Source organism: Actinomadura sp. NBRC 104425 (assembly GCF_030269545.1).
Classification (GTDB): Bacteria; Actinomycetota; Actinomycetes; order Streptosporangiales; family Streptosporangiaceae; genus Spirillospora; species Spirillospora keratinilytica.
Window position 1 is genome coordinate 1 of record NZ_BSTN01000018.1, and the last position, 21,933, is coordinate 21,933.

At 70.2% G+C, this 21,933-nt stretch carries 21 protein-coding genes; 9 read left to right on the forward strand and 12 right to left on the reverse strand.

What is annotated here, in order from left to right:
- Nucleotides 1–863: 863 nt before the first annotated feature.
- The 3 genes from QSK22_RS23640 to QSK22_RS23650 all read right to left on the reverse strand — a co-directional run bounded on the left by QSK22_RS23640 (nt 864) and on the right by QSK22_RS23650 (nt 3,065).
- The gene (locus QSK22_RS23640; RefSeq protein ID WP_285496521.1) at nt 864–2,066 is read right to left on the reverse strand and encodes an RNA-guided endonuclease InsQ/TnpB family protein; all 1,203 of its coding nucleotides are present in this window, start codon (nt 2,064–2,066) and stop codon (nt 864–866) included.
- A 367-nt stretch (nt 2,067–2,433) separates the two neighbouring features.
- Nucleotides 2,434–2,883, reverse strand: a complete 450-nt coding sequence (locus QSK22_RS23645) for an ATP-binding protein (RefSeq protein ID WP_285496522.1) — start codon at nt 2,881–2,883, stop codon at nt 2,434–2,436.
- An 8-nt stretch (nt 2,884–2,891) separates the two neighbouring features.
- Nucleotides 2,892–3,065 (reverse strand): hypothetical protein, encoded by a 174-nt coding sequence (locus QSK22_RS23650; RefSeq protein WP_285496523.1) that lies wholly within the window; start codon nt 3,063–3,065, stop codon nt 2,892–2,894.
- Between the two features lie 372 nt (nt 3,066–3,437).
- Between QSK22_RS23650 and QSK22_RS23655 the strand changes: the two genes are divergently transcribed.
- Together QSK22_RS23655 and QSK22_RS23660 are read left to right on the forward strand one after the other, a co-directional pair.
- The gene (locus tag QSK22_RS23655; RefSeq protein ID WP_285496524.1) at nt 3,438–4,631 is read left to right on the forward strand and encodes a helix-turn-helix domain-containing protein; all 1,194 of its coding nucleotides are present in this window, start codon (nt 3,438–3,440) and stop codon (nt 4,629–4,631) included.
- Between the two features lie 458 nt (nt 4,632–5,089).
- Nucleotides 5,090–5,917, forward strand: coding sequence for a methyltransferase domain-containing protein (locus tag QSK22_RS23660; protein ID WP_285496525.1), 828 nt, complete (start codon nt 5,090–5,092; stop codon nt 5,915–5,917).
- Nucleotides 5,918–5,975: 58 nt separating this feature from the next.
- On the opposite strand, the gene QSK22_RS23665 is transcribed toward QSK22_RS23660, so the two are convergent.
- A complete protein-coding gene (locus tag QSK22_RS23665) occupies nt 5,976–6,725 on the reverse strand; it encodes a protein-L-isoaspartate O-methyltransferase family protein (protein ID WP_285496526.1) in 750 nt (249 codons plus the stop codon).
- A 474-nt stretch (nt 6,726–7,199) separates the two neighbouring features.
- Here QSK22_RS23665 and QSK22_RS23670 point away from each other — a divergent pair, with 474 nt between their 5' ends.
- A complete protein-coding gene (locus QSK22_RS23670) occupies nt 7,200–8,027 on the forward strand; it encodes a methyltransferase domain-containing protein (protein ID WP_285496527.1) in 828 nt (275 codons plus the stop codon).
- A 20-nt stretch (nt 8,028–8,047) separates the two neighbouring features.
- Here the strand turns inward: QSK22_RS23670 and QSK22_RS23675 are convergent, their stop codons facing one another.
- The 4 genes from QSK22_RS23675 to QSK22_RS23690 all read right to left on the reverse strand — a co-directional run bounded on the left by QSK22_RS23675 (nt 8,048) and on the right by QSK22_RS23690 (nt 12,969).
- On the reverse strand, nt 8,048–10,033 hold the full coding sequence (locus tag QSK22_RS23675; RefSeq protein ID WP_285496528.1) for an ABC transporter ATP-binding protein: 1,986 nt from the start codon (nt 10,031–10,033) through the stop codon (nt 8,048–8,050).
- A gap of 195 nt (nt 10,034–10,228) precedes the next feature.
- Complete coding sequence (locus QSK22_RS23680) at nt 10,229–11,032, reverse strand: SAM-dependent methyltransferase (RefSeq protein ID WP_285496529.1); 804 nt, start codon at nt 11,030–11,032, stop codon at nt 10,229–10,231.
- Nucleotides 11,033–11,081: 49 nt separating this feature from the next.
- Complete coding sequence (locus tag QSK22_RS23685) at nt 11,082–11,885, reverse strand: SAM-dependent methyltransferase (protein ID WP_285496530.1); 804 nt, start codon at nt 11,883–11,885, stop codon at nt 11,082–11,084.
- Between the two features lie 154 nt (nt 11,886–12,039).
- Entirely contained in the window at nt 12,040–12,969 is a 930-nt protein-coding gene (locus tag QSK22_RS23690) for a LysR family transcriptional regulator (protein ID WP_285496531.1), read from the reverse strand.
- 95 nt (nt 12,970–13,064) lie between these two features.
- Between QSK22_RS23690 and QSK22_RS23695 the strand changes: the two genes are divergently transcribed.
- From QSK22_RS23695 to QSK22_RS23710, 4 genes are all read left to right on the forward strand, one after another.
- Nucleotides 13,065–13,649 carry an ATP-dependent Clp protease proteolytic subunit gene (locus QSK22_RS23695; RefSeq protein WP_285496532.1) on the forward strand — a complete coding sequence of 195 codons (585 nt, stop codon included), beginning with the start codon at nt 13,065–13,067 and terminating at the stop codon, nt 13,647–13,649.
- Between the two features lie 58 nt (nt 13,650–13,707).
- Nucleotides 13,708–14,187 carry a MarR family winged helix-turn-helix transcriptional regulator gene (locus tag QSK22_RS23700; protein WP_285496533.1) on the forward strand — a complete coding sequence of 160 codons (480 nt, stop codon included), beginning with the start codon at nt 13,708–13,710 and terminating at the stop codon, nt 14,185–14,187.
- A gap of 90 nt (nt 14,188–14,277) precedes the next feature.
- Entirely contained in the window at nt 14,278–15,765 is a 1,488-nt protein-coding gene (locus QSK22_RS23705; RefSeq protein ID WP_285496534.1) for an MFS transporter, read from the forward strand.
- On the forward strand, nt 15,765–16,241 hold the full coding sequence (locus tag QSK22_RS23710; protein ID WP_285496535.1) for a pyridoxamine 5'-phosphate oxidase family protein: 477 nt from the start codon (nt 15,765–15,767) through the stop codon (nt 16,239–16,241). Before QSK22_RS23705 ends, QSK22_RS23710 begins: the two co-directional genes overlap by 1 nt.
- Before the next feature lie 13 nt (nt 16,242–16,254).
- Here QSK22_RS23710 and QSK22_RS23715 read toward each other — a convergent pair whose 3' ends face one another.
- Entirely contained in the window at nt 16,255–17,163 is a 909-nt protein-coding gene (locus QSK22_RS23715; protein ID WP_285496536.1) for a M56 family metallopeptidase, read from the reverse strand.
- On the reverse strand, nt 17,160–17,633 hold the full coding sequence (locus QSK22_RS23720) for a BlaI/MecI/CopY family transcriptional regulator (RefSeq protein ID WP_285496537.1): 474 nt from the start codon (nt 17,631–17,633) through the stop codon (nt 17,160–17,162). The genes QSK22_RS23715 and QSK22_RS23720 overlap by 4 nt, the downstream gene beginning before the upstream one ends.
- Before the next feature lie 92 nt (nt 17,634–17,725).
- Between QSK22_RS23720 and QSK22_RS23725 the strand changes: the two genes are divergently transcribed.
- Both QSK22_RS23725 and QSK22_RS23730 read left to right on the forward strand, forming a co-directional pair.
- Nucleotides 17,726–19,186: a cytochrome ubiquinol oxidase subunit I gene (locus QSK22_RS23725; protein ID WP_285496538.1), complete on the forward strand. Its 1,461-nt coding sequence runs from the start codon at nt 17,726–17,728 to the stop codon at nt 19,184–19,186.
- Complete coding sequence (locus QSK22_RS23730; protein ID WP_285496539.1) at nt 19,183–20,091, forward strand: cytochrome d ubiquinol oxidase subunit II; 909 nt, start codon at nt 19,183–19,185, stop codon at nt 20,089–20,091. Before QSK22_RS23725 ends, QSK22_RS23730 begins: the two co-directional genes overlap by 4 nt.
- Before the next feature lie 105 nt (nt 20,092–20,196).
- Here QSK22_RS23730 and QSK22_RS23735 read toward each other — a convergent pair whose 3' ends face one another.
- Both QSK22_RS23735 and QSK22_RS23740 read right to left on the reverse strand, forming a co-directional pair.
- Nucleotides 20,197–20,706, reverse strand: a complete 510-nt coding sequence (locus QSK22_RS23735; protein ID WP_285496541.1) for a flavin reductase family protein — start codon at nt 20,704–20,706, stop codon at nt 20,197–20,199.
- Nucleotides 20,707–20,771: 65 nt separating this feature from the next.
- Nucleotides 20,772–21,923 carry an LLM class flavin-dependent oxidoreductase gene (locus QSK22_RS23740; protein WP_285496542.1) on the reverse strand — a complete coding sequence of 384 codons (1,152 nt, stop codon included), beginning with the start codon at nt 21,921–21,923 and terminating at the stop codon, nt 20,772–20,774.
- Between the last annotated feature and the right edge of the window lie 10 nt (nt 21,924–21,933).

Below are 21,933 nucleotides of genomic sequence, written 5' to 3' on the forward strand. Positions count from 1 at the left end.
GCCAGACTGCGCGTCATCGACGGCACCGCACAAGACCCCGAGGACGACAACCGAGAACTCACCGCTTAACCTGCAGCAACAGGATCACGCGGAGGCCGACTCATACACCACTCCGCTGGACGTGACCAGAGAGACCACTCACCCCAGTGGGCCCGACCTGCGACTTTACTCTCGGGTCGCTCATCACCCCTAGAGGGATCGCAACCCGGCGAGGACCTGGTAGCGGCTGGTCTGCCCGTAGGGTCGCTCATCACCCCTAGAGGGATCGCAACCCTACGGACGGCGGGAGTTCATCCGCATCCGTCCGCGTCGCTCATCACCCCTAGAGGGATCGCAACCTTGGCGCCGTACCGGCCGTACTGCTTGCTCGGGTGTCGCTCATCACCCCTAGAGGGATCGCAACTCGATGACGGCGACCTTTTCCCAGAAGCGCTTCTCCAGAGGTCGCTCATCACCCCTAGAGGGATCACCTTGCGGCCCTTCGATCGGATCGCTGTGTCTCGTCGGTCGCACCCGCTAGCGGTCCTCGTCGAGTGAAGCGCTGATGCCGGGGCGTTCGCCGAACGAAACCACGCAACCACCGCACAGGCCACAGACACGGCCAACGCACCAGACACCGAAAGCTGATACGCAATTCGTTCGGCGAGCGGCCGGCAGGGGCGGCGTCACGCCACCGGCAGCGGCCCACGCCAGGCACCCGGCACTCACGCGGGGAGGGGACGCGCGAATGATGCGTCCCCTGGGCGTCGCGCTCGATCTGGTGTCGGCAGCCGGACGTACCTGACCACGCTTCTCACCCGCTGAGCGGCCTGGGCCCGGGACTTTTCATGTGGGCCTTTGGCATGGTTGACTTCCTCCCCCGCCTAAAGGCGGGGGATTCCCGCCCTCACGGGCTGGGCTTCCTGCTTCACAGCCGACCGCACCCGGGAGGACCCGGAGTGTCTCACGTCAGCTCCACAGGCCGACACCGCTCGACCAGCGGCCAGGATGTTCTTGGCGGCGTTGACGTCCCGGTCGTGCCGGGTGCCGCAGGACGGGCACGTCCAGTGCCTCGTGCTCAAGGACAGCTCGGCGAGCAGGTGCCCGCACGCCGAGCAGGTCTTCGATGTAGGGTGCCAGCGGTCGATCACGACCAGGCGGCGCCCGTACCGCTCGCACTTGTACTCCAGCAGGGTGCGGAACTCTCCCCACGCGCAATCGGAGATCGCCCGCGCCAGGCGGCGGTTGCGGACCATCCCGCGCACGTTGAGGTCTTCGATCGCGATCACGTCGTGGTCGCGGACCAGCCGGGTCGTGGTCTTGTGCAGGAAGTCCCGCCGGGCGTTGCGGACCTTGCGGTGCGCGGCGGCGACCTTCGCCTTGGCCTTTTCACGGTTGGCCGATCCCCGCTGTCTGCGGGCCGTCCTGCGCTGGTAGCGGGCCAGGTTCCGCAGCTTGCGTTCCAGGTGGCGCGGGTTGGGGATGCGCTCGCCGTCGGATGTGACGGCGAAGTCCTTCACCCCCAGGTCGACGCCGACGGCGCGGCCGGTGGCGGACATCGGCTCCGGCTCGGTGTCGGTGTCCACCGCCAAGGAGGCGTACCAGCGGCCGTCGCCGTCGCGGGAGATGGTCACCGTGGTGGGGGTGAGCGTGGCCGGGTCCACGTCCGGCCAGGACCACACCAGCCGCAGCGGGCCGTCCATCTTGGCCAGGTACAGCCGCCCGTCGCGCCAGCGGAACGCCGAGCGGGTGTAAGTCGCCGACTGGCGGCCGTGCCGGGACTTGAAACGCGGGTAGCGGGCGCGTCCGGCGAAGAAGTTCACGAACGCCGTGTACTGGTGCCGCAGAGTCTGCTGGAGCGGGACCGAGGACACCTGGTACAGGAACGCGAACTCGGGGTCGCGTTTCAGCTCGGTCAGATACCGGTCGGTCTCGGCGTAGGAGGTCTTCAGGCCCTCCTGGTGGTAGCGGGCATGCCGCCACGCCAGGACCTTGTTCCAGACCAGGCGTACGCAGCCGAACGTGCGGGTCAGCACCGCCGCTTGCTGCTCGGTGGGGTAGACCCGCACCTTGTACGCCGTACGCATGTTCGCGAATTTTACCAATCTTGCGATGATCGGTAAGCAACTTTCGTTGTGGGGTGCCCCGGCTTCGCCGGGCCACCCCGTGCGGGGTCCGGATTCCTCCCCGGCCTGAAGGCCGGGGCCTCCTCCGGAAGTCTCGGTGACCTGGTACTTCCGCCCTCGGGCGGACGCGTGGCGGCGGATCTGCGCGAACAGGCGATGCTCGGTGCAGGCGTCCAACGCGGCGGTGGGCTGGTCGCAGATCGGCAGCCGATCGCGGAGGAGGGCCACGCAGCCGAGTCATGCATGGAATGCGGCGCCTCGTCTTGGGGAAGAAAGACACGCGCTATGACTCGGCTGCGTGGCGGCTTGGGAGTGCTGGAATGATTCCCTAGCACTTCACCTCAAACCACACGTTTCGCCCTGCGGCGTCCGTGTAGTGATCCCAGCGGTGGGCGCAATTGCTCACGATTTCGAGCCCGCGACCTCCGGTGTCGGAATCCGGCTGGACATCGCGAACGCGTGGCGTGCGGTCGGGATCGTTTCCGCTGTCGATCACTTCGACTCTGATCAACGACGGCGCGCAGATGAGAATGATCGTGACTTGTTCGTCCTGCTGTTCGCGTCCGCCGTGCACGATGGCGTTTGTGATGACCTCGGACGCGCACAGTTCGACGGTGTCGATCACGTCGCGGGTGACACCGCCCGGGAAAACGAACGCCTCACCGATGCGCTGCGTGATCCAGGTACGCGCGTGCGCGACTTCACGCGCGTCGGCGGCGATGTCCAGGACCGCGATGACCTGCAGCAATGCTCCGTTCAGCGCGAAGCGCTGGGGCATCGGGCACGTCATGACGCCGGCCCGTAGAACAGCTCCACCTGTCCGATGGCCGCCGCGAGCCCCTCAGGGGTGTCGCTCTCCAGCAGGCCGGACCAGGGGTAGGAGCGCGGCGCCATGGCCCAGTAGCGGCGCGTGGCGCGCCCGAACCAGCACAGCCAGCGCCCTCGGGTCGTGGCTTGCACCGCGCGAGCCAGTACGTCCTCTGGCCTGCGACGTGGGTCACTCGCGATGAGAGAGCCCTGTGGGCCTCTCTGGTGATCGGGTAGGTTCCACATTGGGTTCGGACCTCCACCGTCCGGATCAAGGCCCGGGGCGGTGCTGGTCTCACCGCCTCCGGGCCGCCTTGCTTTTTGGATCTTGCGCCGCCGAGCGTGCGCACCCGTGCAAGTTTCAGCAGTCGGCAGAGAAGATCAACGATCAGAGATCGCCATGTTGATCGTTTTTACTGCCCGACTTCTTTCCCGATCTCGTTGTTCATTGCCGACCCGCCAAGACTGCAGTCCATTTGGTCGAACGGCCTAGCGCACCTTGACACCTCGGAATACCCTTGCCTCATGGAAGTTCGCAGCCTCCCCGAGGCGCTTGAAAGGATCATGAAAGAGCGCGGTTGGACTCAGTGCGACCTCGCTCAGGAGATAGGCAAAGGACAGCCCTGGCTGTCCAGGGTGATCAACGGTTCCCGAGGCACGTCGCTCAACACGGCGATGACGGTCCTCCAACGGGTCGGCTGGGAGCTGGCCATAAGACCCAAAAGGGACGGAAAGGGGGAAGGGTCGGTGAAGCGCCGAGAATTCCACGAGAAGGTAACAAAGGTGGCGGGTGCCGCGATCGCCGGGAAAGTGTCCGGTGTCGTACTCATCCCGTCGGAAAAGGTCAGCCCGTACCAGGACCTGGAATACCTCCGCGGCCTCGTCGAGCACCTGGGCACGATGTACGACCAGATCGGAGGGAACGCACTCGTCTCCACCGCCCGGCGGCACGCCGCTCGGATCAAGGCGGCTATGAACAGCCGAGACCGGCAACTGCAGATGGCGGCATCGGACCTCGCACGGAAAGCGTCGATCATCCTCAACAACGCACGCCACATCAAAGAGGCGAACGACGTCGGCATCTTCTCGCTCGCGCTCGCGAGGCGCGCCGGATACAGCGACGGGGTCGCACACTGTTACGAGAACCTGTGCTACTTCAACGCGGCAGAAGACCCACTCCAGGCCGCGCACTACGCGAAAACGGGGCTGCAGTACCCGGAACTGACCAGCGAGCATCGGGCGAGACTCAACGCCCGCTTCGGCTCTGCGATCGTCAGAGTGGGGAACCTGGACAGAAAGTCCGCGGAATTCGCGTCTCGCTCGGCCGTCGACGAAGCTCGCACCGTAAGCGAGCTTTCCACGGAAGCCGGTGCCGTGGTCCTCGGAAGCTCGGGGAACGTCCTGGCGCGCCTGAAGCGATACGACGAGGCCGATGCGGCCTTCGAGGAGACGCTTCGGCTCCTCCACGATCGCCCGATGCTGCTCGCTAGTTGGACGTGGGGGCGGATCTACGCTTCCTTGGCCGGCGTCCGCCTTTCCGAAGCCGCCGCTCAGATGGAGGATCTGGCGAGGATCGTCCCGATGCTCTCCTCCACTCAACTCGACAAAGAAATCGCGAGAATCATGACGCGTTCGCAGCAGTGGGCAGACGTTCCGGAGATTCGGGCGGCTCGCGACCAGCTCCGATCGGTCATGCCGACACACCCCCTAAAGGCGTGACCAGGCCACGAAGGAACGCCTGACCAGGGCTCACACTCCCCCGTATACAACCGCGGGCGGTCCTGCCTGCGCAGCGTCGCGGGCCCACCTCCACCTGAGCAGCTGGCAAGCGGAGGACGCCGGATGGCGGCGCCGTCCACCCATGCCACGCTGACCACGGCCCAATGCCCCAAAGCCTGCGATGCTGCACCAGAACTCACCGGGAAGGTAACCAAAGCAGCCCCCGCGCGCGCGTGATGGCCACCGGGAGACGGCGGGGAGCAACGGCGTGCCGATGGTGCGACACGACCGGCAGCCGCGTCCCGCTCAACTTTAGAAAGACGAGAAAGAAACGTGGGGAAGCATTCGAAGAAAGTCACGTGCGTTGTGTGCAAGGGGACGGGCGAAATCGAAGTGTCAGTGGACAAGAAGAAAGAGATCCGGCCCTGCTGGGGGTGCAAGGGAACGGGCCAGGTGTGATGGACGTCCGGGAGGCGGTACTCGCGATACCTCGGGCGGACTTCATTCCTGATGTGATCTGGGTGCATCGGGGCGACGGCTGGTCGGTGCCGGTCCGGCGCGATCAGGAACCGGAGAGATGGGCGGAACTGGCGAATTCGGGGGACTCGCTGGTGATCCAGATGGACGATGGGAAAGCCGTCGAGAAAGGCGCTTGGCCCACGTCCTCCAGCACCACACCGGACGGCGTGATCGAAATGATCGGTCTGCTGGACCTTGAGCCGGGGATGCGCGTCTTGGAAATCGGCACCGGAAGCGGCTACAGCGCGGCCGTCCTGGCGTATCTGGTGGGCGCGGAGAACGTGGTATCGATCGAGGTCGACGCCATGCTGGCCGATCATGCCCGCCGGGCGCTCGACCGGGCCGGGTATGCGGTCCGGGTCGTCACGGGTGACGGCATGCAAGGTTACGCGGTCGGCGCTCCCTATGACCGCGTGGCGGTGACCGCGGCGGTGCACACGCTGCCGTACGCCTGGGTGCAGCAGACCACGCCGGGCGGCATCCTCGTGGTGCCGTGGGCGCCGACCTTCCATCCCGACGGCCCTTTGGCCAAGCTCACCGTGGCCGACGACCGAACGGCGGCCGGGCGGTTCATCGGGCCGGGGAACTACATGCCGGTGCGAGATCAGCGCGTATCGCAAGGAGTGTTGCAGCAGGCCAGGGAACGCTGGATCAACGCGGGCAGGCCGGCCTGCACGCGGTACGGCATCACCGTGAGCGCGGAGGGTCAGCGCATCTGGCTGGACTCGCCCGCCAATCCAGTCACGACGGTGAATCCGGAGAAGTGAGGGGCCTCGGCTTCTCTTTCCGTGCGAGCGAGGGCAGGACCGCTGGAGAGAGAGGGTGTCAGTCCGAGCGATAGGTGATCACTTGGCCGGACTTGCTCACCTTCACCCAGAGGTCGTTGCGGCACTCGAGGGCGCGCTGGTCTGCTTGTGAAAGGCCCTGCCCGCGCAAGGGCATGAAGAATGCCGTGCCCTCCATTCCGCCTGCGGCCACGCCTGCGGAGACCGTGAGGACCAGCAACGCGTACTTGTGCCCTTCCCCCGTGTAGGGAGTCACGATGAGACCCCCTTCAACGCATTGCTCCACCCAGGCATAGGGGACGTTCCGGGCCGCGGCGGTGGACAGCACACGGTCGAACGGCGCGTGATCGGGTGCTCCGTGTTCACCGTCACCGGTGATCACGACCACTTCCGGATAGCCGGCCTTCTGCAGGTTGGTGCGGGCGCGGGCGGCGATCACGGCGTCGATCTCGACGGAGACCACCTCGGCTCCGAGCTCGGCCAGGCATGCCGCGTTCCAGCCCGTGCCCGTGCCGATTTCGAGCACCCGCATGCCCGGCTTGAGCCTCAATGCCGCGATCATGTCGGCCATCACCGCGGGGGCGGAGGACGAGGACGATGGCCAGATGCCTCTTTTGAGTTGCGTCGTGATCGCGTCATCGGACGCGACCAGCCGCTCCCATCTGGCCGGATCATCCCGACGCGACAACCGAGCCCACTGCTTGTTCTCCACGACCCAGATGTCGTCGGGGATGAACACGCGCCGGTCTACGGGAGGAAGCGATGGGAACGTGATCGGCTTCTCGGTCATGAACTCCCCGATCCCCGGCAGGTGGGACAGACTGTCATATGCGTACCGCGCTCGTCCCTGCCGTCGCTCGTTATCGGGACTTCTCCCTTTCCTCCACAGGTCCCACAAGCGTCCTCTTTGGTGTGTTTGCCCATTTAACTGAACCTCTCTCACCCTAGTTTGATCACTTGGTATTTGCATGGTGGACTCAGATACTATCCCTTGCCTTCAAGGGGGCGGGCGCCGAACGGAAGCGACTTCTTCCACCTGAGTGACAGGCGCACGACAGGAAGTCACGGTAAATTCACAACAACGTCCGGCAGTGCGGGAGAAAGAGGCGGGCGCCATGGGCAAGCACAGCAAGAAGCAGACGTGTAGCGTGTGCAATGGTCAAAAGGGCCAGTGGGTGACCGATGACGGGAACGGGAAGCGACGCTGGCAGACGTGCATAGCGTGCAATGGGACCGGTGAGCAGTGAGGTCGGCTGAGGAGGCTTTGGCGGCGATCCCCAGGGAGCAGTTCATCCCGGAGGTGGTGTACGTACCGGGTCCTGACCATTTCCTGGTGCCGCTGCGGCGTTCCGCCGATCCCGACCGATGGCGACAGCTTGTGGAAGCCGAGAACGGCGCCGTGATCACCAAGGTCGGCCCTGACCCGATCGTTCCGGCCGACCTGTGCGATCCCGAGAGCGGGCGCGGCATGGTGGCCGCCAGCATCGGCAGTGCGCCGCGCATCATGACCGCAATGATCAACGCTCTCGATCTCTCGCCGGGCATGCGCGTCCTGGAGATCGGCACCGGCACCGGCTATAACGCGGCCGTGCTGGCCTACCTGCTGGGCGAGCACAGCGTGATCAGCGTCGAGATCGACCCCGAGGTCGCCGACAACGCGCGGGCGGCCTTGCACCGGGCCGGGTACCGGGTCGAGGTGATCAACGGGGACGGCGAGGCCGGCTACCCACCCGGCGCCCCCTACGACCGGATCATCGTCACCGCCGCGGCCCACACCGTGCCCTACGCCTGGGTGCAGCAGACCCGACCCGGCGGGGTGATCCTGGTCCCCTGGGCCCCGACGGTCCATCCCGAGCCGCCGCTGGCGCGGTTCACCGTCCGCGAGGACGGAACCGCCGACGGTCGGTTCATCGGCCCCGGGGGATTCATGCCCCTGAACTCCCAGCACCTTCCGCCCCGGGTCAGCCACGAGACCGAGGAGCGATGGATCAAGGCCGGCAAGCCCGACTACGGCCGGTTCGGCATCACCTTGACCGCTGACGGGCAGCGCGTGTGGTTGGACTCGCCCGACAATCCTTGGGAGGGCGGCTGAGCGAACGGCCGCGGCCTCTTTCAGCCCACGTCGGAGCGGGCCTGCCGGTACGCGGAGGCCTGCAGTTCGTACAGCTCGGCGTACAGGCCGCCAAGGCTCATCAGGTGCTCGTGGTCGCCCTCCTCGATGACGCGTCCGCCGTCCAGCACGTAGATGCGGTCGGCGTGCCGGACGCTGGCGAGCCGGTGGGTGATCAGCAGGACGGTGCGGCCGCGCGCGGCGGCGTGGTGGCGGATCTGCTCGAACAGGCGGTGCTCGGCGCGGGCGTCCAACGCGGCGGTCGGCTCGTCGCAGATCAGCAGCGGCGCGTCCCGGTAGAAGCCGCGGGCGGCGGCCAGTCGCTGCCACTGGCCGCCCGACAGCTCGCACCCGTCCACGAACCGCTTGTCCAGCAGCGTGGCCAGCCCGTGCGGCAGTTTGGCGATCACCTCGTCGGCGCCGGACTCGGCCGCCGCCTCCTCCACCGCCCGCCGCACCGGGCCGCTGTCAGGGTCGTCGCCCAGGGCGATGTTGTCGGCGGCGGTCATCGGCCAGTGCGTATGGTCCTGGGCGACCACGGCGATGGCGCGGCGCAGGTCGTCGGGGTCCACGTCGGACACGCGAACACCGTCCCAGCGCACCTCGCCCCCCTGCGGCGTGTACAGGCCCGCCAGGATCTTCGCGAGCGTCGTCTTACCCGACCCGTTCTCCCCGACCAGCGCGACGATCTCGCCCCGCCGCAGCCGCACCGACACCTCGCGCAGGGACGGTGTGTCGCCGCCGGGGTAGGTGAACGTGACCGCCTCGGCCCTGATCTCGCGGAACGCCCGCAACGTCGCCACCGTGCCGGACGTGCCGTTGGAGGCGCCGGGCGCGTCCGCCTCGGCGGCGGTGCCTGTGGGCAGGCGGGCTCCGGCCACCTGGCAGAAGCTGACGTAGTCGCCGAAGTACAGGCCGTCCTCGTAGCAGCGGTTCAGGGCGTAGACGAGGTTGATCAACGAGTTCTGGCCGGTGCGGATCGCCAGGACGGCCGTCCCGGCGACCGCCAGGGGCATGACGCCCTGCCACAGCAGCACGCCGAGGGCCGTGTACATCAAAGCCGTGGTCAGGCCCTTGAGCATGTCGCCCCACACCCGGGTCATGGTCTGGCGGCGGGCGAGGGACAGCAGGACGGCGCGGATGTGGTCGGCGAGGACGCCGTACCGGCGCAGCAGGAAGCCGCGCAGGTTGAACGAGCGGACCTCGGCGGCGTGCACCCGCTCTGTCATCAGCTCCGTGATGATCCAGCTGCGGCGGCGGGCCTCCACCAGGCTCAGCTGGGTCAGGTAGCCCTGGCGGGCCGCGCGCACCGCCGCCCAGCCCTCGGGCAGCGCGGTGAGCAGCAGCAGCGGCAGCAGCACCGGATGCAGCACGCCGAGCGCGCCCGCCGCGGCCGCGACCCCGACCGCGGCGGTGAACAGGTCCACGGCGTTGTCCACCATGGAGGGGGCCGAGTCGACGCCGCGCAGGCGCGCGCGGTGCAGGTGGTCCTGGAAGTCGGCGTCGTCGAAGGCGGTCAGGTCGATGCCGGTGGTGACCTCGTACAGGCGCAGCTCGACGATCTGCTCGACCTGGGGCCGCAGGCGGGCCTGCGCCCACTGCGCCGCCACCGCGAACGCGCCCCGCAGCGTGACGGCCCCGCCGACCAGCAGCAGCGCGGGTGCGGCCGAGCGCACCCGGTCGGGGGTGGGGCCGGCGGCGAACAGGGCCGTCAGGACGCCGGTGGTCGCCAGCAGCCCGAAGGCGGTGAACAGCCCGGCGACGACGTTGAGCACCACGGTGACGATCAGGTCGCGCTTGTTGGCCCGCCATGCCAGCGCCATGACCTGGGCGATGAGCGCGGGCAGCCGCCGGGCCATGGTGAGCATGCCGGTCTGCGACAGCTCGGTGGCCTTGGCGTGCCAGGACGACGAGTCGGCCAGCTTCGGCCCGAGGTCCTCCAGCAGCTCCTCGGGACGGCGTGCCCGTCTGCGCAGGCGCAGCCTCATCGGGGCACCTCGCTCCGGAGAACGCGTGTGGTGCCCGGTTCGGCGTCGACCATCGGCACGGCCTCCCGCGGTGGGTGATCCGGGGACCACCTTCGGTGATCGGGCGCGGTGCGGGAAGACCGCCGACCGACTGTGGTCGCCGCCCGGAGGGCACAGAATTGTTACCTTTGGTAAGCCCGGCGGCGCCGACCGTGCCTACCCGCGGCGGGCGACGCCTCCGTACACCCAGATGGCGTCCAGATGCGGCGACGGGTCGCCGTCCGGCCGCCACAGCGGAAGCTGCACCAGTCCGGGGTCCACCATTTCCAGGCCGTCGAAGAAGCGTTTGATCTCGGCACCGCTGCGGGTGACGAACGGTGCGGTGGCGTTGGCGTAGGGGCGGGAGCCCTCGGCGGACCGTTCGGGGTCGAAGTCATGCGTGGCGTGGCTCAGCACCAGATAGCTTCCGGGCGCCATGTCGCGCATGAATCGTTCCACGATTCCGGCGGGGTCTTCGGAATCGCGGACAAAATGCAGGATCGCCACGAGCAGAAGGGCAACGGGCTGGTCGAAGTCGATGACCGCGCGGACGTCGGGATGCCCCAGGATCGCGTCGGGATCGCGCACGTCCCCTTCGATCACGACGGTGTCCCCAGGGGCGCGGTCGGCCAGCAGGGCCCGGGCGTGCACCAGCACCATGGGGTCGTTGTCGACATAGACGATGCGCGCGTCCGGAGCGACCTCGTGCGCCACCTCGCTGGTGCTGCCCTGCGTGGGCAGCCCCGTGCCGATGTCGAGGAACTGCCGGATCCCGGCCGCGGCCAGAAAACGCACCGCCCGCCCCAGGAAGGCCCGGTTCTCCAACGCCATCAACCGGACCTCGGGCAGGACGCGCAGGACCTGCTCGGCGGCCTCGCGATCCGCCTCGAAGTTGTCCTTGCCGCCGAGGTAGTAGTCGTACATGCGCGCCGGGTGGGGCTTGCTCGGGTCCACCCGCCGATGCCAGTCGTCTGCGCTCACTACCGTTCCTCTATGTCAGCCGAACATAAGACGACGGCGCGGGCCGCTCTTACACGCGGCGGCCGACGCCTCCGTAGAGCCAGATGACGTCCAGGTGCGACGGCGGCTCGCCGTCCGGCCGCCACAGCGGAAGCTGCACCAGTCCGGGATCGACCATTTCCAGGCCGTCGAAGAAACGCTTGATCTCGGCACCGCTGCGGCCGACGGCCGGTGCGGTGGCGTTGGCGTAGGGGCGGACGGCCTCGGCGGACCGTTCGGGGTCGAAGTCATGCGTGCCGTGGCTGATCACCAGATAGCTTCCGGGCGCCATGACGCGCTTGAATCGTTCGACGATTCCGACAGGGTCTTCAGATTCGCGAATGAAATGCAGGATGGCCACGAGCAGAACGGCAACGGGCTGGTCGAAGTCGATGACCGCGCGGACGTCGGGATGCCCCAGGATCGCGTCGGGATCGCGCACATCACCCTCGACCACGACGGTGGACTTCGCGTCGCGGTCGGCCAGCAGGGCCCGGGCATGCACCAGCACCATGGGGTCGTTGTCGACATAGACGATGCGCGCGTCCGGAGCGACCTCGTGCGCCACCTCGCTGGTGCTGCCCTGCGTGGGCAGCCCCGTGCCGATGTCGAGGAACTGCCGGATCCCGGCCGCGGCAAGGAAACGCACCGCCCGCCCCAGGAAGGCCCGGTTCTCCAACGCCATCAACCGGGCCTCGGGCGCGATGCGCAGGACCTGCTCGGCGGCCTTGCGATCCGCCTCGAAGTTGTCCTTGCCGTCAAGGAAGTAGTCGTACATGCGCGCCGGGTGGGGCTTGCTCGGGTCCACCCGCCGATGCCAGTCGTCTGCGCTCACTACCGTTCCCCTGGTCGCCCCTGGTATCGGCCGACCATTCTGCACGATCATGGAAACGCGAAGGTCACGATTGGGCCGACCGTTTCCGTCAAGATCGGTGACGGCACTGGTGAACGCCGGTGGATGACCGAATGCGGACATCCGGGGCATGGGATCAGGTGCGGTAGGCGTCCGGAATCCAGTGGCCGGGGTCGTCCGGCGGCGGCGGGGTCGGGGCGGGCAGCAGGCGCAGCATGCGGCGCAGTGCAGGGCCGCTGTTCCCGCGGTGCCACACGACCGACCAGGGGGCCAGCGGCACCGGGTCGACCAGCCGGATGCGGTGCAGGCCGAAGTCGGGCGGGATCTCGATGCCGGCCTCGCCGAGCGCCACGTCGTGTTTCTCGCGGCGTACCAGTTCGCCGTAGTGGCGGTGCCCGATCGCCGGTTCGTAGAAGCGGATCGGCACGCCGAAGCGGCGGGCCAGGCCGGTCAGGTAGCCGCGCGCCTCGCTCGCGCCGCCCGGGTCGGCCATGGCGATGCCCGGCAGTTCGGACGGGCGCATCGCGTCCCGGGACGCCAGCGGATGGTCCAGCGGGACGAAGGCGTGCATCGGCTCCAGGTGCACCAGCCGGTGCGCCAGCTCCGGCGGCAGCGGCTCGGGCAGGTCCATGACCTGGCCGAACGCGGCGTCGATCTCGCGGGTGCGCAGGGCGGGCAGCGCCAGTGCCAGGCCCTGGCGCATGCTGGGCTGGACGCGCAGCGACGGGTCGTGTTCCAGCAGCCCGCGCAGCAGCCGCATGGGGCTGAAGCGCTCGTCGAAGACGTCGACGCGCAGCGGCTGGGAGGTCTCGCGCACCGAGGCGACGGCCGCGTCGAACGCGGCGAGCGCGTCCTTGGCCAGCGGCAGGAACCGATGCCCGGCCGGGGTCAGCTCGACGCGGCGCGTGGTGCGCTCGAACAGCGACGCCGACAGCGCCTCCTCCAGCCTTCGGATGCGTTTGGACAGCGCCTGCTGCGTCAGGAACAGCCGGGCGGCGGCGCGTCCGAAGTGCATCTCCTCCGCGGCGGCGACGAACGCGCGCACGAGCTGGAGATCCACGTCCACGCGTCCAGAGTAACCACCGCCGGTTGTCAATCACCCGTGAAGAGTTGTTGGACGCCGTCGGCGCCGGGCGCTTTGCTGGGGCCATGACCACGGCCATGACGACAAAGGACGAAACGCCGTCCGGCTTCGACCCGGTGTTCCAGCGGCTGCTGCGCGAGCGCGTCATCTTCCTCGGGCAGCAGGTGGACGACGCCATCGCCAATCGGATCTGCGCCGAGATGCTGCTGCTGTCGGCCGAGGACCGCAGCCGCGACATCTTCCTGTACATCAACTCCCCCGGCGGCTCGATCACCGCCGGGATGGCGATCTACGACATCATGCAGTATGTGCCCAACGACGTGGCCACGGTGTCGCTGGGCTTCACCGCGTCCATGGGCCAGTTCCTGCTGTCGGCGGGGACGCCCGGCAAGCGGTACGCCCTGCCGCACGCGCGGATTTTGATGCACCAGCCGTCCGGCGGTGTCGCGGGCACCGCGTCCGACGTGCGGATCCAGGCGGAGAACATGCGGTACACCAAGCGGATCGTGCAGGAGCTGATAGCGCATCACACCGGTCAGCCGGTCGAGCGGATCGAGGCCGACTCCGACCGCGACCGGTTCTTCACCGCCGTGGAGGCCAGGGAGTACGGCTTCGTCGACCATGTCGTGCGCACTGCTCCCCGGGTGACCGCCGCCGCCTGAGCCCGGCCGGCAGATAGGTCATGTTCCGGATAATCCGCTGACGAACTAATCTGGCGGCATGACCGTCACGCGAACGATTCCGGACCTGTCCTACCTGTTCAACCACACCAGCCATGTGCTGAAGACGCACATGACGGCCGCCCTCGACGAGATCGGGCTGACCCCGCGCATGCACTGCGTCCTCGTGCACGCCCTGGAGGAGGAGCGCACCCAGATTCAGCTCGCCGAGGTGTGCGACATGGACAAGACCACCATGGTGGTCACGTTGGACGCGCTGGAGAAGGCCGGGTACGCCGAGCGCCGCCCGTCCAGCCGCGACCGGCGCGCCCGGATCGTCTCGGTCACCGAGCGCGGTGCCGAGATCGCCGAGCGCAGCATGCGGATCGTCGACCGGGTGCACGGCGCGGTCCTGGAGGCGCTGCCCGAAGGCGAGCGGGAGGTGTTCGTGCGCGCCATGGAGCGTTTGGCCGGCGGCCATCTGGCCGAACCGGTGGACGCCTCCTGCCGCCGGCCGCGCGAGCGCGCCGCCGCCAGATAGGTCCGAATCGGATAGGCAACAAGAGGATCGTCTACTAAAAAACCATCTGCTACTGTCTCTCCTGTCCAGCTCGTCCCGTGCTGACAGGAGATGACCCATGTCCGAGACCCCCTCCCCGCGACCGGGACCGCACCCCCGCGGCCCGCGGTCGGCCCGGACAAGGCCGCGGCGCCCGAGTCCCGGTGCCGCTGGTACGCGCTGGCCGTGCTGTGCGCCGCGTCTCTGATGATCATCTTGGACGGCAGCATCGTCACCGTGGCGCTGCCCGCCATCCAGGCCGACCTGGGGTTCAGCCCGTCCGGCCTGACCTGGACGGTGAACGCCTACATGATCGCGTTCGGCGGGCTGCTGCTGCTAGCCGGGCGCCTGGGCGACCTGGCGGGCCGCCGCCGGGTGCTGCTGGCCGGGCTGGGAGTGTTCACCGCCGCCTCGGTGCTGTGCGGGCTGGCCGCCACGCCCGCGATGCTGGTCGCCGCCCGGTTCGCCCAGGGCGCCGGGGGCGCGCTGGCCTCCGCGGTCTCCCTCGGGATCATCGTGACGCTGTTCACCGACCCGGGCGAGCGGGGCCGGGCCATCGGCGCGTTCGCGTTCACCGGCGCGACCGGCGCCGCGCTCGGGCAGGTGCTCGGCGGGCTGCTCACCGACGGGCTCGGCTGGAACTGGGTGTTCTTCATCAACGTGCCGATCGGCGCGGTCGCGCTGGTCGGGGTGGTGCGGCTGCTGCCCGACGACCCCGGGCTCGGGCTGCGGCGCGGCGCCGACGTGCTCGGCGGCGTGTTCGTCACCGCCGGGTCCATGCTGACCGTGTACGCGATCGTGCAGGTCGAGCGGTCCGGCTGGGCGTCGGCGCGCACTCTCGGCCTGGCCGCCGGCGCGGTGGTGCTGCTGGCCGCGTTCGTCGCCCGCCAGGCCACCGCCGCCGCTCCCCTGCTGCCGCTGCGGGCGCTGCGGGTCCGCAACGTGTGGGGCGCCAACCTGGTGCAGCTGCTGATGATCGCGGCGATGTTCGGGTTCCAGATCCTCATCGCGCTGCACATGCAGCAGGTGCGCGGCTACAACGCGACCGAGACCGGCCTGGCCATGCTGCCCGCCGCGATCACCATCGGCGGGCTGTCGCTGGGGGTGTCGGCGCGGCTGATCGGCCGGTTCGGCGAGCGGACGGTCCTGCTGGCCGGGCTCGTCCCGGTGCTGGTCGGGTACGCGGGGCTGACCCGCCTGCCGGCGGACGGCGCCTACGCCGTCCGGCTGCTGCCGGTGATGGTGCTGGTCGGCGGGGTCGGTCTGGCCATGCCCGCGCTGACCGGCCTGGGCATGTCCGGGGCGCGCAACGACGACGCCGGGGCGGTGTCCGGGCTGTTCAACACCACCCAGCAGATCGGCGCGGCGCTCGGTGTCGCGGCCCTGTCCACGTTCGCCGCCGCCCGGGCCGATCACCTGGGCGAGGACGGCATGGCGGAGGCGCTGGCGCTGACCGGCGGGCACCGGCTGGCGTTCACCGTCGGCGCCGGGCTGCTGGTGGCCGCGATCGCGACCGCACTGCTCGTGCTGCGCCGCATCCCCGCCGAGAAGAAGGGCTGATGGAAGTGACCGGCGGATACTCTCCCGGAACCGGACCCGGGCCGAAGAAGCTGACCGACGAGGAGCTGTCGCGCCTGCTCGGCGAGCACCGGTTCGGCGCGCTGGCGACCAACAAGAGCAACGGGCACCCCGCGCTGTCAACGGTGCTGTACCACTGGGATCCGGAAGAACGCCTCCTGCGCTTCTCCACCACGGCCGACCGGCTCAAGGTGCGCCATGTGCGCAACGACCCCCGCGTGGCGCTGTACGTCACCTCCGCCGACCACATGACGTACGTGGTGGCCGAGGGCGTGGCGGAGGCGTCCCCGATGAGCGAGCGGCCCGGCGACGAGACCGGCCGCGAGCTGCTGGCCATCAACCCGGCCGAGCTGAGCCCCGCCGATCAGGCCGTCTTCCTGGAGAACATGGTCAAGGACCGGCGGCTGGTGGTCAGGATCCGGGTGACGCGGCTGTACGGGCTGACCATCGACGGCTGAGCCCCGAAACCGGTCAGTGCGGCAGCGCGTACAGCAGCAGCGGAACGAGCGCGAGGAGCGGGACGGCGACCGTCGCGGCGACCCGGGTGGGACGGCCCAGCGGCACCGGCTGCAGCAGCCGGTTGACCCGGGCCATGACCGGGATGTCGTCGGCGGTCGCGACGCCGAGGGTGCCGGACGGGGCGGCCGCGGGGCGGGCCGCGGCGAACCGCAGCAGCGCGGTGGCCAGCTCCCGGGGCGAGCGGTGCCGCCGGGCGCGGTCGTCGGCGGCCATCTCGATGAGCAGCTCGACCGCGTCCAGGCACCGCCCGACCAGCCCGATCTGCGGGAAGACCTGGCGCAGCGAGGCGAACGGCAGCAGCACCAGGTCGTGCCGCTCGCGGGCGTGGGCGCGTTCGTGCGCCAGCACCGCGGCCAGCTCGGCCGGGTCGAGCAGCTCCAGCGTCCCGGCGCTGACCACGACCTTGGACGAGCGCACGCCCGGCACGCAGTAGGCGGCGGCCGCGGGGTGGTCGAGCACGAGGGTGCCGGGGACGGCGGCGTCGCGGCGGGAGATCAGCGCCAGCAGCGCCCGGTGCCGGCGCCGGGCCCGCACCACCCGCACCACCGCGTAGGCCAGCATCGCCAGCAGCACGGCGGCCAGGGTGACCGCCGCCAGCAGCGCGGCGACGTGCCAGACGTCGAGGCGGGCGGAATGGTCGGCCAGCAGCAGCGGCACGCCGCCGACGATGCCGTGGTCGTAGGGCAGGAGAGCGAAGCCCAGCAGGGCGCCGATCGTGGCGACGCCCCAGCCCAGCCCGAGGGCCTGCCAGAGGGCTATCGCGGTGCGGGGGGAACGCCACGTCCACCGGGCCCGCGATAGCAGGTGCGCCCCGCCAACGGTCCCGATGGAGATCAGTGCGAGCAGGGCGGCGCCGGTCATGCCGGTGGCTCCTTGCCGGTGGTGAGGTTCCGGTCGGACGGGTTCGCCTCAGGCGGCTCCCCCTCCCGCAGCTTAGCGCCGGGAGGGCCGTCGGCGGTGCCGTTGCCGGTCAGCTCCGCTAGGGCCTGGCGGATCACGTCGGCCTCGGTCTGCGACACCGAGTGCACGAAGCGCACCAGGGCCGCGTCGCGGTCGCCGGTCTCGTTGAGGGCGCCCAGCATCAGCTCGGTGACGTACTCCTCGCGGCTGGCGACCGGGCGGTAGCGCCAGGCGCGGCCGTCCCGCTCGCGCTGCAGGAAGCCCTTCTTGGCCAAGCGGTCCAGGACCGTCATGACGGTGGTGTGCGCGAGATCCCGCTCGCTCGCCAGGGCTCTGCTGACGTCGCGGGCGGTGGCGGCCGGCAGTCCGGCGCCGTCCCGCTCCCAGAGGACCTCCATGACCGTGCGTTCAAGCTCTCCCAGACCCTTCACGCCCGCCAGGGTATCCGACTGAGAGGGACGTCACCACGGCCGGTAGTACCACCGCATGTAGTACTACGGCTTGTAGTACTACAGTGTGTCCCATGAGCTCCCTCGCGCTGCTCGCGCAGAACGCGACCGGGGCGGCCACCCCGGCGGACTTCATGGCCGCGCGCCAGCAGATGGCGTTCACCCTCGGCTTCCACATCATCCTGGCCGGCATCGGCATCGGACTGCCCGCGATCACCCTGCTGGCCGAGTGGCGGTCGCTGCGCACCGGCGACGCCGTCTACGCCGAGCTGGCCCGGCGCTGGATGAAGGCCGCGGGCGTGCTGTTCGCGGTCGGCGCCGTCTCCGGCACCGTGCTGTCGTTCGAGATGGGCACCCTGTGGCCGGGATTCATGGACACCTACGGGCAGGTGTTCGGCGCCGCGTTCGCCCTGGAGGGCATCGCCTTCTTCATCGAGGCCATCTTCATGGGCGTCTACCTGTACGGCTGGGACCGGCTGTCGCCCCGGGCGCACTTGCTCACCGGCGTCCCCGTGGTGATCGGGGGCCTGCTGTCGGCCTCGTTCGTGGTGACGGTGAACGCGTGGATGAACCAGCCGCGCGGGTTCCGGCTGGAGAACGGCAAGGTCACCGACGTCGACCCGCTGGCGGCGATGTTCAACCCGGCCACCCCGACGCAGGCGGTGCACCTGGTGCTGGCGTCGCTCATGATGTGCGGGTTCATCGTCGCGTCGGTGTACGCGGTGGCGCTGCTGCGGGACGCGCGCGCGGGCCGTGTCGACCGCTACCACCGGCTCGGCTTCGCCATCCCCTTCTCCCTGGGCGCGGTGTGCGCCCCGCTCCAGGTGCTGGTGGGCGACTGGGCGGTGCGGTTCGTCGCCGACAACCAGCCGGTCAAGTTCGCCGCCATGGAGGGCGTCGAGCACACCGAGGCGGGAGTGCCGTTCCGGTTCGCCGTGCTGGAGGTCCCCAACGCGCTGTCGCTGATGCTGCGGTTCGACGCGAACGCGCGGCTGCGCGGGCTGGACTCCTTCCCCGCGGACGTGCGGCCGCCCGCCGAGGTCGTCCGGACCTCCTTCGAGATCATGGTCGCGATCGGGACGGCGCTGCTGGCGCTGGCCGCCTGGTGGGGCCTGGCCTGGTGGCTGCGCCGCCGGGCGGGCGGGGCGCGCGCCGACCTGCCGTGGCGGCCGTGGTTCCTGCGGCTGGCCGCCGCGTCCGGGGTCGCCGCGTCGGTCGCCATGCTCGCCGGATGGACCACCACCGAGGTGGGGCGGCAGCCGTGGATCGTGTACGGGGTGATGCGCACCGAGGAGGCGGTCAACCCCAGCCCCGGCCTGCGCTACGGCCTCTACGTCGTGCTGGCGGTGTACACCGTCCTGGCCGCCGCGACGATCAGCGTGCTGCGGCGGATGCGGCGCCGCCCCGAGCCCGCGGCGGCGGACGGGCCGTCCGCGCCGCCTGAGGCCGGCACCGGCGCGGCCCAGACCACCGGCGAGCCCGCGGACCGGGAGGCGGCGGCCTCCGGCGCGGGCGGGACGAGGAGCCTGCGATGAGCTACGCGGACGCCGCGATCGGCCTGATTTTGGTGGGCCTGTCGGCCTACCTGCTGTTCGGCGGGGCGGACTTCGGCGCCGGGCTGTGGCATCTGGTGTCGCGGCGGCGCGCCGACCAGCGGGTCATCGAGCACGCCATGGGCCCGCTGTGGGAGGCCAACCACGTCTGGCTGATCTTCGTGATGGTGCTGACCTGGACGGCGTTCCCGCCGGTGTTCGCCGACGTGATGGCGACGCACTGGGTGCCGCTGTCGCTGGCGGCCCTCGGCATCGTGGCGCGCGGCAGCACGTTCGTGTTCGCCAAGGCCGTGCCGGACCAGGGCTGGTACCGGTGGATCTTCGGGGTGTCGTCGGTGCTGACGCCCTACTGCCTGGGCGCGGTGGCCGCCGCGCTCGCCGTCGGCGCATCCGGCTGGCTCACGGCGGTCGGGCTGTACGGCGGGGTGCTGACCACCGTGCTGTGCGCGTACCTGGCGGCCGTCTACCTGATCTGGGACGCGCGGCGGCTCGGCGACCAGGGCGCCTCCCTGCGGTTCCGCGGCTTGGCGCTGGTGTCCGGCGCGGCGGTCGGGCTGCTGGCGCTGCCCGGCGCCGCCGCGTTCGGGGTGCACGCCCCGCTGATCTGGGTGTCGGCGGCGGCCGGGCTGGTCTCGCTGGTGCTGCTGGTGCGGCGGTCCTATCTGGCGGTGCGGGTGACCGGCGCGCTCGCCGTGGTCACCGTGCTGTGGGGCGCCGCCGCCATGGCCGACCTGGACCTGGACGCGGCCGCCGCGCACGACGCCGTGCTGAAGGTCGTGCTGTTCTCCCTCGGCGCGGGGGCGCTGATCCTCGTGCCGTCGATGGCGTGGCTGTTCGTCCTGTTCCAGCGCGGGGCACCGCAGGGCGAGCGGCCCCGCGCCACCTGACCAGCGGCGCGCCGGACGGTCACGGTCGGCAACCTTTCGTCCGGCGCGCCGTCTGCCCGCAAGCTCCGCGGCCGGGACGTCTCGCCCTCGGCGTCCCGGCCGCGGTCACGCCTCCTGCGGCAGGAAGTGCCCGAACCGCCCCCGGTGGTAGAGCAGCGGCCGGTCGGACCCGCGGATGTCGGTGGACGTCACCAGGCCCACGACCAGGATGTGGTCGCCGATGTCGATCGTCGTGTACGGGACGCACAGCAGGTGGGCGCACACGCCGTCCAGCAGCGGGGTGCCGTCGGCGTGCGGGCGCCACCGGGTGGGCGGGGCGAACCGGTCGATGCCGCGCCGGGCGAACCGGGCCGCCACGTCGGCCTGGCCGGACTCCAGGATGTTCACCGCGAACCGCTCCGCGCGGCGCATCGACGGCCAGGTGGTCGAGCCGCGGTCCACGTAGAACGACACCAGCGGCGGGGACAGGCTGACCGAGGAGAACGAGGTCGCGGTCAGCCCCACCGGCTCCGTGCCGCACGCGGCGGTGACCACCACCACCCCGGCCGCGTGCAGCGCCAGGGCGCGCCGGAACCGGTCCTCGTCGATCATCTGGTCGGGCAGCAGTTCGGTCATCGCGGTGTCCTTTCGCGCGGGGGCGTCAATCCCGGGGCGGTCAGCGTGGTCGGACGGGACGGGGTCTAGACGAAGGGGACGGCGGGTGCGGCCAGGTCGGGGCGGCCCGCGGGGTGCTTCCACAGGCCGCGGTCGGCCAGCAGGGGCAGGACGCCCTCGCCGAACCAGTACGCCTCCTCCAGGTGCGGGTAGCCGGACAGGACGAACTCCTCCAGGCCCAGCTCGGCGTACTCGGCGATCCGGTCGGCGACCTCGGCGTGGCTGCCGACCAGGGCCGTCCCGGCGCCGCCGCGGACCAGGCCCACGCCCGCCCACAGGTTGGGGGCGACCTCCAGTTCGCGCAGGTCGCGGCGGGCGGCGCCGCCGTGCAGTGCGAGCATGCGCCGCTGCCCCTCCGACTCGCTGCGCCGCAGGTTCGCCTGCACCTGCTCGATCGTCTCCGGGGAGATGCCGGCCAGCAGCCGCCCGGCGTGCGCCCACGCCTCCTCGGCGGTGTCGCGGCTGATGACGTGCAGCCGGATGCCGAACCGCACGCGGCGGCCCTGCTCGTCGGCCAGCCGGCGGATCCAGGCGATCTTCTCGGCGACGGCGGCGGGCGGCTCGCCCCAGGTCAGGTAGACGTCGGTGTGCCGGGCCGCCACCGGGCCCGCCTCCTTCGACGACCCGCCGAAGTACAGCGGCGGGACGGGGTGCGGCGGCTTGGCGAGCCGGGCGCCCTCGACCTTGATGTGGCGGCCTGCGAAGTCCAGCTTCTCGCCCCGCCACAGGGCGCGCACGACGTGCAGGAACTCGTCGGTGCGGGCGTAGCGCCCGGCCTTGTCGAGGAAGTCGCCGTAGGCGCGCTGCTCGTGGGCCTCGCCGCCGGTGACGACGTTCAGCAGCAGCCGCCCTCGCGAGTGCCGCTGGTAGGTGGCGGCCATCTGGGCGGCCAGCACCGGGCTGAGCAGGCCCGGCCGGAACGCCACGAGGAACTTGAGCGTCTCGGAGGTCTCCACGAGCAGCGCCGTGGTGAGCCAGGCGTCCTCGCACCACGCGCCGGTGGGGGTGAGGGCGCCCTCGAAGCCGAGCTGCTCGGCGGCGGCCACGATCTGGCCCAGGTAGCGCAAAGTGGCGGGGCGGTCTCCGGCGGCGGCGCCCGCGTCCAGGCCGTGGCCTCCGCCGACGATGTAGCGGCTGTCGCCGTAGGTGGGCAGGAACCAATGGAAGGTCAGTGTCACGGGGGCCTCT